Source organism: Rhizobium sp. BR 362 (genome assembly GCF_036528765.1).
Taxonomy (GTDB): domain Bacteria; phylum Pseudomonadota; class Alphaproteobacteria; order Rhizobiales; family Rhizobiaceae; genus Rhizobium.
On the sequence record NZ_JARWGH010000002.1, the window covers coordinates 165,324 to 178,733 of the forward strand.

Annotated in this window: 12 protein-coding genes; 2 read left to right on the forward strand and 10 right to left on the reverse strand. The window is 58.9% G+C overall.

Annotated features, from left to right (window positions below; all coding sequences use genetic code 11):
- Window positions 1–8 precede the first annotated feature (8 nt).
- Together QDY28_RS03020 and QDY28_RS03025 are read left to right on the forward strand one after the other, a co-directional pair.
- Entirely contained in the window at window positions 9–596 is a 588-nt protein-coding gene (locus QDY28_RS03020; protein WP_331380204.1) for a hypothetical protein, read from the forward strand.
- Window positions 597–680: 84 nt separating this feature from the next.
- Window positions 681–1,148 (forward strand): DUF5680 domain-containing protein, encoded by a 468-nt coding sequence (locus tag QDY28_RS03025; RefSeq protein ID WP_331380205.1) that lies wholly within the window; start codon window positions 681–683, stop codon window positions 1,146–1,148.
- A gap of 9 nt (window positions 1,149–1,157) precedes the next feature.
- Here QDY28_RS03025 and QDY28_RS03030 read toward each other — a convergent pair whose 3' ends face one another.
- The 10 genes from QDY28_RS03030 to nuoL form a co-directional block, all read right to left on the reverse strand.
- Window positions 1,158–1,841, reverse strand: a complete 684-nt coding sequence (locus QDY28_RS03030; protein ID WP_331380206.1) for an ABC transporter ATP-binding protein — start codon at window positions 1,839–1,841, stop codon at window positions 1,158–1,160.
- Between the two features lie 15 nt (window positions 1,842–1,856).
- Entirely contained in the window at window positions 1,857–3,167 is a 1,311-nt protein-coding gene (locus QDY28_RS03035) for a lipoprotein-releasing ABC transporter permease subunit (protein WP_331380207.1), read from the reverse strand.
- 21 nt (window positions 3,168–3,188) lie between these two features.
- A complete protein-coding gene (gene proS / locus QDY28_RS03040) occupies window positions 3,189–4,511 on the reverse strand; it encodes a proline--tRNA ligase (protein WP_331380208.1) in 1,323 nt (440 codons plus the stop codon).
- A 640-nt stretch (window positions 4,512–5,151) separates the two neighbouring features.
- Complete coding sequence (locus QDY28_RS03045; protein ID WP_331380209.1) at window positions 5,152–5,427, reverse strand: DUF1467 family protein; 276 nt, start codon at window positions 5,425–5,427, stop codon at window positions 5,152–5,154.
- A gap of 90 nt (window positions 5,428–5,517) precedes the next feature.
- Window positions 5,518–5,958 carry a methylmalonyl-CoA epimerase gene (gene mce / locus QDY28_RS03050; RefSeq protein WP_331380210.1) on the reverse strand — a complete coding sequence of 147 codons (441 nt, stop codon included), beginning with the start codon at window positions 5,956–5,958 and terminating at the stop codon, window positions 5,518–5,520.
- A 29-nt stretch (window positions 5,959–5,987) separates the two neighbouring features.
- Window positions 5,988–7,664 carry a ribonuclease J gene (locus QDY28_RS03055; protein WP_331380211.1) on the reverse strand — a complete coding sequence of 559 codons (1,677 nt, stop codon included), beginning with the start codon at window positions 7,662–7,664 and terminating at the stop codon, window positions 5,988–5,990.
- Between the two features lie 13 nt (window positions 7,665–7,677).
- On the reverse strand, window positions 7,678–8,442 hold the full coding sequence (locus tag QDY28_RS03060; RefSeq protein ID WP_331380212.1) for a biotin--[acetyl-CoA-carboxylase] ligase: 765 nt from the start codon (window positions 8,440–8,442) through the stop codon (window positions 7,678–7,680).
- Complete coding sequence (gene nuoN / locus QDY28_RS03065) at window positions 8,442–9,884, reverse strand: NADH-quinone oxidoreductase subunit NuoN (protein ID WP_331380213.1); 1,443 nt, start codon at window positions 9,882–9,884, stop codon at window positions 8,442–8,444. Before nuoN ends, QDY28_RS03060 begins: the two co-directional genes overlap by 1 nt.
- Before the next feature lie 18 nt (window positions 9,885–9,902).
- Window positions 9,903–11,414: an NADH-quinone oxidoreductase subunit M gene (locus QDY28_RS03070; protein WP_331380214.1), complete on the reverse strand. Its 1,512-nt coding sequence runs from the start codon at window positions 11,412–11,414 to the stop codon at window positions 9,903–9,905.
- Window positions 11,414–13,408, reverse strand: a complete 1,995-nt coding sequence (gene nuoL / locus QDY28_RS03075) for an NADH-quinone oxidoreductase subunit L (RefSeq protein WP_331380215.1) — start codon at window positions 13,406–13,408, stop codon at window positions 11,414–11,416. The genes QDY28_RS03070 and nuoL overlap by 1 nt, the downstream gene beginning before the upstream one ends.
- Window positions 13,409–13,410: the final 2 nt, after the last annotated feature.

The window sequence follows — 13,410 nt, forward strand, 5'->3', positions numbered from 1 at the left end:
AGATCACTGTGAAATCACTTGCCTGCGCTCTCATTCTGCTTTTGGTTACATCCGCGGCTCACGCTGAAGATACCATCGCGCCCGATCGCATCATCGACGCGGCGATCGGCGATTGGAACAAGGACGGCAAGCCGGACCTTGCTTTGCTGGCGTTGGCCCCGGCAGACGACGTGACCTCGATCGGCATCTATATTTATGTCCGAGACAAAGAACATCTGCTGCTCAAGCTGGCGGCCGCCGCACCCAATAAGGTATGGGGTCGCGGCGAGCCGGGCGGTATCTTCGGCCAGGAGCCGTCGATCGCGGCACTGCCAAATGGTTCGATCGCCGTTATGTCTCAGAATGACGCGATCGGCCGCGACCGCTGGCATCAAACGCTCACCCTCGCCTTCCGCAACAACGCCTTCGTCGTTGCCGGCTATACCTTTGATTACCGGGACAACCTCAAAGCCGATAGAAGCTATAGCTGCGACTACAATGTGCTGACGGGCAAGGCGACAAAGGGCGGCAAGGAATTCCCCACCGAAGCCAAGACCATCAAGATCGAGGACTGGAACGACGATATCGGCCACAAAGCTTGTGGGGAAAGCCCGTAGCAGCTTCCCGTATGTTCACTATGTGTTCTTTACTTATTGTTGAACGCGTGCCATTCTGTTCCCTCACCGCGATTGGAGAGGACCATGCCGGATCTTGCCGAGCTGAACGATTTTATTGTTGCCGCGAAGGCGGAAACCTATGTCGGTGATGGCGAGAGACTGCCGTCCTGCCGCAGCGGTTCGCATGATATCGGCTACGTCAGCGGCCGCTGGCGTTATCTCGACAGTTATTTCGGCGGCACGGATTTCGCCGGACAGGAACTGGTCTGGCTCGATGATGAACCAGTCTGGGCGATGAATTATTTCGGGCGGATCGTCGAGCCTGATCTGATCGATGCCAAGGCCGCGGGCATGGTCATCAAGGCGGCGCTCATGCGGCTTTACCTTGATGAAAAGCGTTTTCTCGGGGGATACGAATTTGCTCATTCGTTTGGCCACTATGTCGATCGCAGCACCGGTGGCTGCGATCATTTTATCGGCCACGAGGTCATCCTGGTGAACAGATGCAAGGCATATGAGCTGGATTACCGCGGCGGGCTGATCGTCCCTTGAAGAATGCCGTCAGAATTCGACGACCTTGCCATCATGGATAGTCACGCGGCGGTCCATGCGCGATGCCAGTTCGTGATTGTGCGTGGCGATCAGCGCCGCAAGCCCGGACTGGCGCACCAGTGCCTCAAGGGCGTCGAAGACATAATGCGCCGTATCGGGATCGAGGTTGCCGGTCGGCTCGTCGGCCAAAAGCACCAGCGGCGCATTGGCGACAGCGCGGGCGATGGCGACGCGCTGCTGCTCGCCGCCGGAAAGCTCGGCCGGGCGGTGGTCGGCGCGGTGACCGATGCGCATATAGTCGAGAAGCTGGGCTGCGCGGGCGCTGGCCTCCTTCTTGGAAAGACCGGAAATCAACTGTGGCATCATGATGTTTTCCAGCGCGGAAAACTCGGGCAGCAGATGGTGGAACTGATAGACGAAGCCGATCTCACTGCGCCGGACGGCCGTACGCTTTTCATCGGACAATCCCTCGCAGGCCTGACCGTTGATCGTCACCTCGCCGCCATCAGGATGCTCGAGCAGGCCGGCGACGTGCAGAAGCGTCGACTTGCCCGTTCCTGACGGCGCGACCAGGGCAACGATCTCGCCGCTGGTCAAGGCAAAATCGGCACCCTTCAGGATCGACAACCGCGTTTCGCCCTGCCCGTAATGACGCTCCACGCCCGTAAGCTGGAGAACGACGTTGCGTTTCATCAAATGTGGAATTCCTTATTCGTACCGTAGCGCCTGCACCGGATCGAGCCGCGAGGCGCGCCAGGCCGGAAAGATCGTGGCGAGGAAGGACAGCGAGAGCGCCATTACGATCACGGAGACGGTCTCGCCGAGATTCATTTGCGCCGGCAACTTGCTGAGGAAATAGACCTCGGGATTGAAGATCACGGTGCCGGATATCCAGGAGAAGAACTGACGGATCGATTCGATGTTGAGGCAGACGACGACCCCAAGCGCGACGCCGGCGACAGTGCCGACGACACCGATTGCAGCGCCCGTCATGAAGAAGATGCGCATGATCGCCCCCGACGTCGCGCCCATGGTGCGCAAAATGGCGATATCGCTCCCCTTGTCCTTCACCAGCATGATCAGGCCGGAAATGATGTTGAGCGCCGCGACGATGACGATCAGCGTCAAAATCATGAACATGGTATTGCGCTCGACCTGCAGCGCCGAGAAGAAGGTTTCGTTCACCTGCCGCCAATCGGTCAGAAAGACCTGCCGCCCCGCCGCCGCCTCGATCTTCGGTCTGAGCTCGTCGACATCATCCGGGTTGCTGACGAAAAGCTCGATCTTTTCGACGATCCCTTCGACATTGAAATAAAGCTGCGCCTCCTCCAGCGGCATGAAGACCACGGAGGAATCGTACTCCGACATGCCGACTTCGAAGATGCCGGAGATCGTATAGGCTTTGACGCGCGGATTGACACCGAAGGGCGTTACGTCGCCATCCGGCGCAGTCAGCGTAATCTGATCGCCGACCGTCAGACCCAGTTGCCGCGCCAGGCGCGACCCGACCATGACGCCCTGACCGGCGGTGAAGCCCACCATGTCGCCATCGACGATATGGTCCGAAACGGTCTTGAGCTTGGTAAAGTCTTCCGGCCGGATGCCGCGCACGAGCGCGCCGGTGCCGGAACCGCCGCGACCGGAGGCAAGGGTCTCGCCTTCGACCAACGGCAGGGCCATGGTGACGCCCGGAACGGCGGCAAGCCTCTGCGCCAACGTGGCATAATCACTCAGCGGTGAATCCACTGGCTGAACAACCACATGACCGTTGAAGCCGAGAATCTGCTTGAAGAGCTCGGCGCGAAAACCGTTCATGACCGCCATGACGATGATCAAGGCCGCAACGCCGAGCATGATACCGACCAATGAGAAGCCGGCTATGACCGAAATGGACGCCTCCTTGCGCCGGGCGCGCAGATAGCGCCATGCGACAAGCCGCTCGAAGCCGGAGAACGGACGCGACGACGGGCCGGTTTTGAAAGCCTTCTTCTGCTGCTTCACTGCCGCGTCTACCGCCATTCGCTTCTCATCCTATCGTTATCAGCCAGCCAGCCGATTGATCGCCGCTTCGACGGTTATCGTTTCGCGGGCGCCGGTCTTGCGGTCCTTGACTTCCACTTCGCCGTTTGCGACCGAACGCGGCCCGACGATAATCTGCATGGGCACGCCGATCAGGTCGGCCGTGGCGAATTTCGTTCCGGCGCGATCGTCCGTATCGTCGAGCAGCACGTCTTTGCCGGCCTTCGAGAGCGCCGCATAGATCGTCTCGCACGCCGCGTCGCAGGCCTGATCGCCAGCCTTCATGTTGATCACGACGGCATCAAAGGGTGCGACCGAGGCCGGCCAGATGATTCCGTTTTCGTCATGCGATGCTTCGATGATGGCGGGAACAAGGCGTGTCGGCCCGATACCGTAAGAACCCATATGGACGGCATGTTCCTTTCCGTCGGGGCCTTGCACTTTCGCGCCCATAGGCTCGGAATATTTGGTGCCGAAATAGAAGATGTGGCCGACCTCGATGCCGCGAGCCGACAGGCGCTCACTTTCCGGAATGGCGTTGAAGGCCGCCTCGTCGTGCATCTCGGAAGTTGCCGCATAGACCGACGTCCATTTGTCGAAAATGGCCTTCAGGCCTGCGACGTCATCAAAGTTCGTGTCTTCAGTAGGAGTTTCGAAATTGACGAAATCCTTGTGGCAGAAGACCTCCGATTCACCTGTATCGGCGAGGATGATGAATTCATGGCTGAGATTGCCGCCGATGGGGCCAGTGTCAGCGCGCATCGGAATGGCTCTGAGACCCAGTCGGCTGAAGGTGCGCAGATAGGCGGCAAACATTTTGTTATAGGAGTGTACGGCACCCTCAAGCGTCAGATCGAAGGAATAGGCATCCTTCATCATGAATTCGCGCGAGCGCATGGTGCCGAAGCGCGGGCGGATCTCGTCGCGAAACTTCAATTGGATATGATAGAGGTTCAACGGCAGATCCTTGTAGGACTTGACGTAGGAACGGAAGATGTCGGTGATCATCTCCTCATTGGTCGGGCCGTAGAGCATCGGGCGCTCCTGACGGTCCTGGATGCGCAGCATCTCCTTGCCATAGGCGTCATAGCGGCCGCTTTCCTGCCAGAGCTCGGCCGACTGCAGCGTCGGCATCAGCAGCTCGATGGCGCCGGCACGGTTCTGTTCCTCACGGATGATCTTGTTGACCTTGTCGAGAACACGCTTGCCCAGCGGCAGCCAGGAATAGATACCCTGCGACTGCTGGCGGATCATGCCGGCACGCAGCATCAGCCGATGGGAAACAATTTCAGCCTCTTTCGGATTTTCCTTCAGAATGGGCATGAAGTAACGAGACAGACGCATGGGCTGATTCCAGATGGTTTGACGTTCCGCATTTGACGGAATCGTTAGAAAATTAACTGCTGGAGGCGTTCATAACTGCTTCGGCGCAGGAAAGAAACCCGCATTTAACACGAGTAAACCGGGTGAACACCCACAAACGCGGGCGAACCTTGGAGGTTTCTATGAATTCGAAAAAATCCGCATTTATAAGGATTTGAAGCGGAAATCTGTCAACAGAAAAATTCTGCGCGACTGTAGCAAAAATGCAAAAAAACAGATGACAAAGCTCAATCTTTGAGCTAATTTTAGCTCACAAAAGAGGCAAGAAGGCTAATTCTTGTCGTTTCGCGGTCAAGTCTTGGGAGGATCAGATCTTAGGCGCGCTCGCTCGCAGCCCCGGCAACGGATAAGGATCACGCGATACTTAAAAACAAGGCTTACAGCCTTGTTTTTTTTTGCTTTCTATCTCATTCAATTCTCAGCTTTTTTGACCTGTAGGCTTTCAGGCATCCTCCAATTCCAATCAAGCTGACGTAACGGAACAACTGCCGTTGCGCAGCCTCTATGCTTCAGACAGATGACAAAGGTATGACGGATTGCAGGCTATTCAATAACATATGAATTTCGTCTGCAGGTTGTAAAGAATTTTTGAAAATAAACGTCAGCCGTAGCGCGGAATGATCGGCGGGATCGAGTCGAAACCGAAGCCCAAATAATGCGAGCTGATGTACCACGCGCCGTAGATGATGGCGGACACAAGCGTCGTGACGAGCACTACCCTCAAACCGCGGAATTTCGTCGGCGCGCTTTCGACCGTGCCGAGGACCACATGATTGTCTTCGGCTTGGGTGCGCAAACCGAAGGGCAGAATGGCGAAGAGCGTGACCCACCAGACAACGAAATAGACAGCGCATGTCGAAAAAATCTGCTGGACCATTATGCTCCCTCAACGTGGGCTTAATCTGCCCACGCTTTCTTTGAACTAACCAGCTTATAGAACTAAAGCCTGCGCGTTTCAAAGTGCCGCTTAGCGCTCTAATGTCACACTGCTGTGCTCAGCGTCGGTGCACTGCTCAAGTTCGATGAGAGTTCCGAAGAAGTCCTTTGGGTGCAGGAAAAGCACCGGCTTGCCATGGGCGCCGATCTTCGGCTCGCCATTGCCGAGCACGCGGGCACCGGCCTTCAGAAGCTGGTCGCGTGCGGCCGGAAGATCATCCACCTCGTAACAGATATGATGCATGCCGCCGTCGGGGTTTTTCGCCAGGAAGGCTGAGATCGGCGAGGCATCGCCGAGCGGTTCCAGCAGCTCGACCTTGGTGTTCGGCAATTCGATGAAAACGACCGTAACGCCATGTTCCGGCAAAGGCTGCGGCGCCGATACCTTGGCGCCGAGCGTGTCGCGATAGGTGGCGGAGGCGGCAGCGATATCAGGTACGGCAATCGCGATGTGATTGATACGCCCTAGCATGGCTGTCCCTCCTCTCCGACCAGATAAGGCTATTGCCCGCTCACGCGCGTCACGAACACCGTCACGACAGGCTTTTTGCCCCAGCCATGGTTGGCGGCGGCGCGCACGGCGCGGCGCACGGCTTCCTGCAGCATGTCGATATCCTTGCGGCGGGCGCGCGGGATGCTTTCGATGGCGCTGACCATGGCGTCGAAGAGCGTGTCTTCCATGTCCTCGCCCTCATCGTCATAAGCCGGCAGGCCGATCGCAACCAGATCAGGATCGCCGACAATATCATAGCGGGCATCGAGCACGACATTCACGGCGACATGGCCGACATAGGAGAGCTTCTTGCGCTCGCCAATGCCCATTTCGTCGAAATCGCCGATCAGCGTGCCATCCTTGAAGATGCGGCCATGGGGCGCCTCGCCGATCACCTCGACCGGGCCTGGAGCCAGCCGCAATATGTCGCCGTTGCGGACCCGCGGCACGATGGAAATGCCGGATTGTTCGGCCAGCTCCTTATGGGCGGTCAGATGCGTCGCTTCGCCGTGCACCGGCACGACGATCTTTGGCCGCGTCCATTCATACATCCTCTGCAGCTCGTTGCGGCGCGGATGGCCGGAGACGTGGACCAGCGCTTCGGCGTCCGTCACCACATGCACGCCCTGCTCGGTGAGACCATTCTTGATATCCTGGATGGCCTTCTCATTGCCGGGAATGGCGCGCGAGGAGAAAACGACGATATCGCCGGCGGCGAGCGCGACATTGCGCATTTCGTCACGCGAAAGTTTGGCAAGCGCCGCCCGCGGCTCCCCCTGGCTGCCGGTCAGGATGACGACGACCTTGTCGCGCGGGATATAGCCATACTCGTCTTCGGCGATGAACGGCTTGATGCCTTCCATGATGCCGATGTCACGGGCGACATCGACAACGCGCTTCAGCGAACTGCCGAGCAGCAAAATCTCGCGGCCCGCCGCCTCGGCGGCCTCGGCGATGGTGCGGATACGGCCGACATTCGAGGAGAAAGTGGTGATCGCCACCCGGCCCTCTGCATCCTCGATAATCCTGCGCAGGCTTTCGGAAACATCCTTTTCCGAGGGAGACACGCCGTCCCGCAAGGCATTGGTGGAATCGCACATCAGCGCCAGCACGCCTTCATCACCGAGTTGGCGGAAACGCGCCTCGTCGGTCAGCGGACCGAGCGATGGCTCATGATCGATCTTCCAGTCGCCAGTATGAATGACATTGCCAACCGGCGTGCGGATCATCAGCGACATCGGTTCAGGAATGGAGTGATTGACGCCGACACCTTCGATGCTGAATGGCCCGACATTGATACGATCGCCGGCCTTGAACGGTGTGATCGGGATCTCGCCCATCGTTCTTTCATAGTCGCGCTTGGCTTCCAGCAGGCCAGCCGTGAAGGCCGAGGCATAAACGGGCACGTTCAGGCCCGGCCACAGATCGTTCAGTGCGCCATAGTGATCCTCATGCGCATGCGTGATGATGATGCCCTTGAGATTCTTGCGTTCCTTGGCGAGGAAACGGATGTCGGGGAGCACGAGATCGACGCCCGGAAGATCCGGGCCTGGAAAGGTGACGCCGCAATCGACCATGATCCACTGGCGATGCTCAGGCGCGCCATAGCCGTAAAGCGCGAGATTCATGCCGATCTCGCCGACGCCGCCGAGTGGCAAAAACACCAGTTCGTCTTGGTTTGCCATATCTATTTTTTACCTACGATCTGAAAAAAACATCGCCCGCGGCGATCGGCAAAATCTTGCCGCCGATATCGAGCATCAATAAGCCATTATCATCGATTCCTGCGAAATGGCCGGAAATCGAACGGTCCGGCAGATTCACGGTGATCTTTTCGCCGATGCCGCAGGCGACCTCGCGCCAGCGCGCGGTCACCTCGCGAACGCCTTTGCCGCGATCCCAGACAGCCAGCGCTTCGGCCATGGACGCATAGAGATGCGCAAAGAGTTCCTCCGGCGATACTGCCGAGCCATGCTCATGCAGGCAGGTGACCGGGTAGAGCGGGTTTTCCGGCTTGACGGCAACATTGATGCCGATGCCGATCACCAGCGCATAGCGTCCATCGGCAAGCGCCTCTCCCTCGATCAGAATGCCGCAGGTCTTCTTGCGGCCGATCAGGATATCGTTCGGCCACTTGACCTCGACAGGCTCTGCGGCGAGAGGCAGCACGCCACGCACCGCCTGGTGCACCCCAACCGCGACTGCCAGCGGCAATGAGCCGAGGCGATCCATGGGAGCGGGATCAATCAAAAGAAGGGAAGCATAGAGATTGCCGCGCTCGGACACCCAGGGGCGCCCGCGGCGCCCGCGGCCGCCCGTCTGACGGCCTGCAGTCACCCAGAGATTGCCGGCATCCCCTGCCCGCGCCCGCTCCAGGCATTCGCTGTTGGTGGAGGCTGTCTCTGAAAGGGCATCATGCCGGAAGTCAGCGAGCGACTTCCGGCTGTTCATGTCAGACGCCATCAAAACAACGTCGCGGCGGCCAGATCGGCCGCACCGCCGATAGCGCCGCCGAAGAAGACGTAGGCGACGACGAACAGGCCGGAGAGACCGAAGACGAGGCGCAGCGAACCAGCAGTGCGTGCGAATTCGTCCTTGGCTTCATCGAACCACATCACCTTGATGACGCGCAGATAATAATAGGCCCCGACGACCGATGCGAGAACGCCGATGATGGCGAGCGCATAGAGATGGGCCTGAATGGCGGCGACGAAGACGAAGTACTTTCCGAAGAAGCCGGCGAGCGGCGGAATCCCGGCAAGCGAGAACATCAGCGCCGTCAGTACGACCGCCATGAACGGATTGGTCGTGGAAAGGCCGGCGAGATCGTCGACGTTTTCAACCTGGCGGCCGTCCTTGCGGCGCATCGCCATGATGATGGCGAAGGAGCCGAGCGTCATGGCCATGTAGATGACCATGTACAGCATGACGCCGGAGACACCAGTCTTGTTGCCGGCTGCAAGGCCGACCAGCGCATAGCCCATGTGACCGATGGAGGAATAAGCCATCAGTCGCTTGAAGTTGCGCTGACCGATTGCGGCGAAGGAGCCGAGCAACATCGAGGCGATCGAGATGAACACAATGATCTGCTGCCAGTCGGCAAGCACCGGGTGAAAAGCAGTGACGACGATACGGGTCAGGATCGCCATGGCCGCAACCTTCGGGGCAGCAGCGAAGAAGGCGGTGACCGGGGTCGGCGCACCTTCGTAGACGTCCGGCGTCCACATGTGGAACGGCACGGCAGAGATCTTGAAGGCAAGGCCGGCGAGAACGAAGACCAGACCGAAGACGAGGCCGAGCGAGCGAGTCTCGGCGCTGAGCGCCGTGGCGATGGCATCGAAGGTCGTGTGACCGGTGAAGCCATAGACCAGCGACATGCCGTAGAGCAGCATGCCCGAGGACAGCGCGCCGAGCACGAAATACTTCAGACCGGCTTCCGTCGACTTGACGCTGTCGCGGTTGATGGCGGCGACGACGTAGAGGGCCAGGGATTGCAGCTCCAGCGACAGGTAGAGCGAGATCAGGTCATGCGCCGAAATCATCAGCAGGATGCCGAGGGTCGCCAGCAGCAGCAGCACGGGGAATTCGAAACGATCGAGCTGCTGCTCGCGCGCATGCCCCATGCTCATGAACATGGCGACGATGGAGCCCACCAAAGCCACGACCTTCATGAAGCGCGAGAAGCCGTCAGCGAGATAGGCGCCGCCGTAAGCCAAGCCGTCGCCGGGCACGAAGATGATCCAGAGGCCAGCCACCGCGAGAACCGCAATGGCAAGACCGGTGATGGTCGGTCCGGACCGTTCGCCTGCGAAGACGCCGATCATGAGCAGCACAAGCGCACCGACCGCGAGGATGAGTTCCGGGATGGAAAGATGCAGGCTTGCAAGAATTGTGTCAGCAGTCATGTCGAATAAGTCCCGTCATCAATTCATCGACAGCGCAACATTCTGCGCGGCGTGCAGGGCTGCGGTGTAGTTGTTCACGAGCAGATCCACCGAAGCGGCCGTCGCATCGAAGATCGGAGCCGGATAGACGCCGAAGAAGATCGTCAGCGCGATCAGCGGATAGAGGATGAGCTGTTCGCGGGGCGACAGATCCAGCAACTTCTTGAGGTTTTCCTTTTCCAGCGCACCGAAGATGACGCGGCGGTAGAGCCAAAGCGCGTAAGCGGCTGAAAGAATAACGCCCGTGGCAGCAAACAGCGCAACCCAGGTGTTGGTGCGGAAGACGCCGATCAGGGTCAGGAATTCACCGATGAAACCGGAGGTGCCGGGCAGACCGACATTGGCCATGGTGAAAACCATCATCGCGACGGCATATTTCGGCATGTTGTTGACGAGGCCGCCATAGGCCGCGATCTCGCGGGTATGGGTGCGGTCGTAGATCACGCCGACGCAAAGGAAGAGCGCGCCGGAGACGATGCCGTGCGACAGCATCTGAAAGATCGCGCCCTGAACACCCTGCTGGTTAGCCGCGAAGATACCCATGGTCACATAGCCCATGTGCGCCACCGACGAATAGGCGATCAGCTTCTTGATGTCGTCCTGCATCATCGCGACCAGCGAGGTGTAGATGATGGCGATGACCGAGAGGGCGAAGACGAGCGGGGCGAAATATTCCGACGCATTCGGGAACATGCCAATCGAGAAGCGGATGAGACCATAGCCGCCGAGCTTCAGAAGAATGCCGGCCAGGATGACCGAACCCGCCGTCGGCGCCTGAACGTGCGCATCGGGCAACCAGGTATGCACTGGCCACATCGGCATTTTCACCGCGAAGGAGGCGAAGAAGGCCAGCCATAGCCATGTCTGCATCTGCGCCGGGAATTTGTAGGCGAGCAGCGTCGGAATGTCCGTCGTGCCGGCCTGCCAGTACATCGCCATGATGGCGAGCAGCATCAGCACGGAGCCGAGCAGCGTATAGAGGAAGAACTTATAGCTGGCGTAGACGCGATCCTTGCCACCCCAGACGCCGATGATCAGGAACATCGGGATCAGACCGGCTTCGAAGAAGACGTAGAACAGCACGATATCCAGCGACGTGAAGACGCCGACCATCATCGTCTCGAGGACGAGGAAGGCGATCATGTAGTCCTTCAGGCGTTTCTCGATCGAGAGCCAGCTCGCCAGCACGCAGAAGGGCATAAGGAAGGTCGTCAGGATGACGAACAGCATGGAAATGCCGTCGACGCCCATGTGGTAGCTGATGCCGGAGCTCAGCCAGTCATGCTTCTCGATCATCTGGAAGCCCGGATTGGCATTGTCGAAGCCAATCCATACGAACAGAGACACGACGAAAGTGAAGATCGTGGTCAGCAACGATACGTTCAGGATGTTGCGGCGGCCATTGGGTCCGTCATCCCGCATGAACAGCAGGAGAAGGACGCCTACCAGCGGCAGGAAGGTGACCGTTGAAAGAATAGGCCAATCGGTCATCAGAGGGAACTCCCGAGCATCATCCAAGTAACGAGGGCCGCAATGCCGAGCAGCATCGCGAAGGCATAGTGATAGAGGTAACCGGTCTGCAGGCGAACGACGCGGTTGGTGACGTCGACGACGCGGGCAGCAACGCCGTTCGGGCCGATCGCATCAATGACCCCGATATCGCCCTTCTGCCAGAGGAAGCGACCAAGCCTCTTGGCGGTACGAACGAAGAGGAAGTCATAGAGCTCGTCGAAGTACCACTTGTTCAACAGGAACTCGTAGAGCACGCGATGCTGCTGCGCGAGGATGCGCGGCGTCTGAGGCGACTTGATGTACATGTACCAGGCCAGCACGAGGCCGATCAGCATGGCGATGAACGGGCTGATGCTCACCCAAGCCGGAACATGTTCCATCTCTTCGAAGATATGGTTCGTCGGCAAGGTGAACAGCGAAGTCTTCCAGAACTCGCCATAGGCTTCACCGACAAAATCGCTTCTGTAGACCATGCCGGCGAGTACAGCGCCAACTGCCAGCAGATAGAGCGGGATCAGCATGACGTTCGGCGATTCATGCACGTGATGCATGACCTCGTGCGAAGCGCGCGGTTTGCCGAAAAAGGTCATGAAGATCAGGCGCCAGGAATAGAAGCTGGTGAACAGCGCTGCGATGACCAAGAGCGTGAAGGCAAACCCTGCGACGGAGCTATGCGAAGCATAGGCTGCCTCGATGATCGCGTCCTTTGAAATAAAGCCGGCAAAACCGAAATGGGTGAAGGGAATGCCAACGCCAGTGATCGCCACCGTCCCGATAATCATCATCCAGAAGGTCTTCTGGATGTGCGGGCGCAGGCCACCCATGTGACGCATGTCCTGCTCGCCATCGACGGCGTGGATAACCGAGCCGGCACAGAGGAAGAGCAGAGCCTTGAAGAAGGCGTGCGTGAACAGGTGGAAGATGGCCGCGCCGTAAGCGCCGACGCCGAGAGCAACGAACATGTAGCCGAGCTGCGAACAGGTCGAATAGGCGATGACGCGCTTGATATCGTTCTGCACCAGGCCGACCGTCGCCGCGAAGAAAGCGGTGATCGCGCCGATGACGGTGACGAAGGTCAGGGCATCCGGCGAAAGTTCGAAAATCGGCGACATGCGGGCGACGAGGAAGACACCGGCGGTGACCATGGTCGCGGCATGGATGAGCGCCGACACCGGGGTCGGACCTTCCATGGCGTCCGGCAGCCAAGTGTGCAGCAGGAACTGCGCCGACTTACCCATGGCGCCCATGAAGAGCAGCAGGCAGACGCCAGTCAGCGCGTGCGCACGATCAAGATGCATGCCGAAGAGGTTGAGCACGATATCGCCCGGCTGACCGCCCTGCCCCGCGGCAAAGCTCTGGGCATTGCCGAAGATGACGTCGAAGTTGATCGAGCCGAAGAGAACGAAGACACCGGCAATGCCGAGCACGAAACCGAAGTCGCCGACTCGGTTGACGATGAATGCCTTGATCGCAGCCGCGGACGCCGAAGGCTTCTTGAACCAGAAACCGATGAGCAGATAGGACGCCAGACCAACGCCTTCCCAGCCAAAGAACATCTGGGCGAGATTGTCGGAGGTCACCAGCATCAGCATGGCGAAGGTGAAAAGCGAGAGATAGGCGAAGAAGCGCGGACGATGCGGATCGTGATGCATGTATCCGATCGAATAGACGTGAACGAGGGTCGAAACCGTGTTCACGACGATCAGCATCACCGAGGTCAACGTATCGATGCGCAGCGTCCAAGAGGCATCGATGCCGCCGGACTGGATCCAGCGCAGCACTTCGACCTTGAGCGGCCCATCGGTATGACCAAGCGCAACCGTGAAGAAGACGATCCAAGACAAAACCCCGGCGATGATCATCAAGCCAGTGGTCACGTATTCCGAAGCCTTGGCACCGATCCCGCGGCCGAACAGGCCGGCAATGATCGCGCCGATCAGGGGAAGAAAGACGATAGCCTTATATAAAAACATAG

Bases quoted from the DNA above. Each gene is read 5' to 3' on its own strand.
- QDY28_RS03025 (WP_331380205.1), top strand. From the start codon at position 681: ATGCCGGATCTTGCCGAGCTGAACGATTTTATTGTTGCCGCGAAGGCG.
- QDY28_RS03030 (WP_331380206.1), bottom strand. From the start codon at position 1,841: ATGAAACGCAACGTCGTTCTCCAGCTTACGGGCGTGGAGCGTCATTAC.
- QDY28_RS03035 (WP_331380207.1), bottom strand. From the start codon at position 3,167: ATGGCGGTAGACGCGGCAGTGAAGCAGCAGAAGAAGGCTTTCAAAACC.
- proS (WP_331380208.1), bottom strand. From the start codon at position 4,511: ATGCGTCTGTCTCGTTACTTCATGCCCATTCTGAAGGAAAATCCGAAA.
- QDY28_RS03045 (WP_331380209.1), bottom strand. From the start codon at position 5,427: ATGGTCCAGCAGATTTTTTCGACATGCGCTGTCTATTTCGTTGTCTGG.
- mce (WP_331380210.1), bottom strand. From the start codon at position 5,958: ATGCTAGGGCGTATCAATCACATCGCGATTGCCGTACCTGATATCGCT.
- QDY28_RS03055 (WP_331380211.1), bottom strand. From the start codon at position 7,664: ATGGCAAACCAAGACGAACTGGTGTTTTTGCCACTCGGCGGCGTCGGC.
- QDY28_RS03060 (WP_331380212.1), bottom strand. From the start codon at position 8,442: ATGGCGTCTGACATGAACAGCCGGAAGTCGCTCGCTGACTTCCGGCAT.
- nuoN (WP_331380213.1), bottom strand. From the start codon at position 9,884: ATGACTGCTGACACAATTCTTGCAAGCCTGCATCTTTCCATCCCGGAA.
- QDY28_RS03070 (WP_331380214.1), bottom strand. From the start codon at position 11,414: ATGACCGATTGGCCTATTCTTTCAACGGTCACCTTCCTGCCGCTGGTA.
- nuoL (WP_331380215.1), bottom strand. From the start codon at position 13,408: ATGTTTTTATATAAGGCTATCGTCTTTCTTCCCCTGATCGGCGCGATC.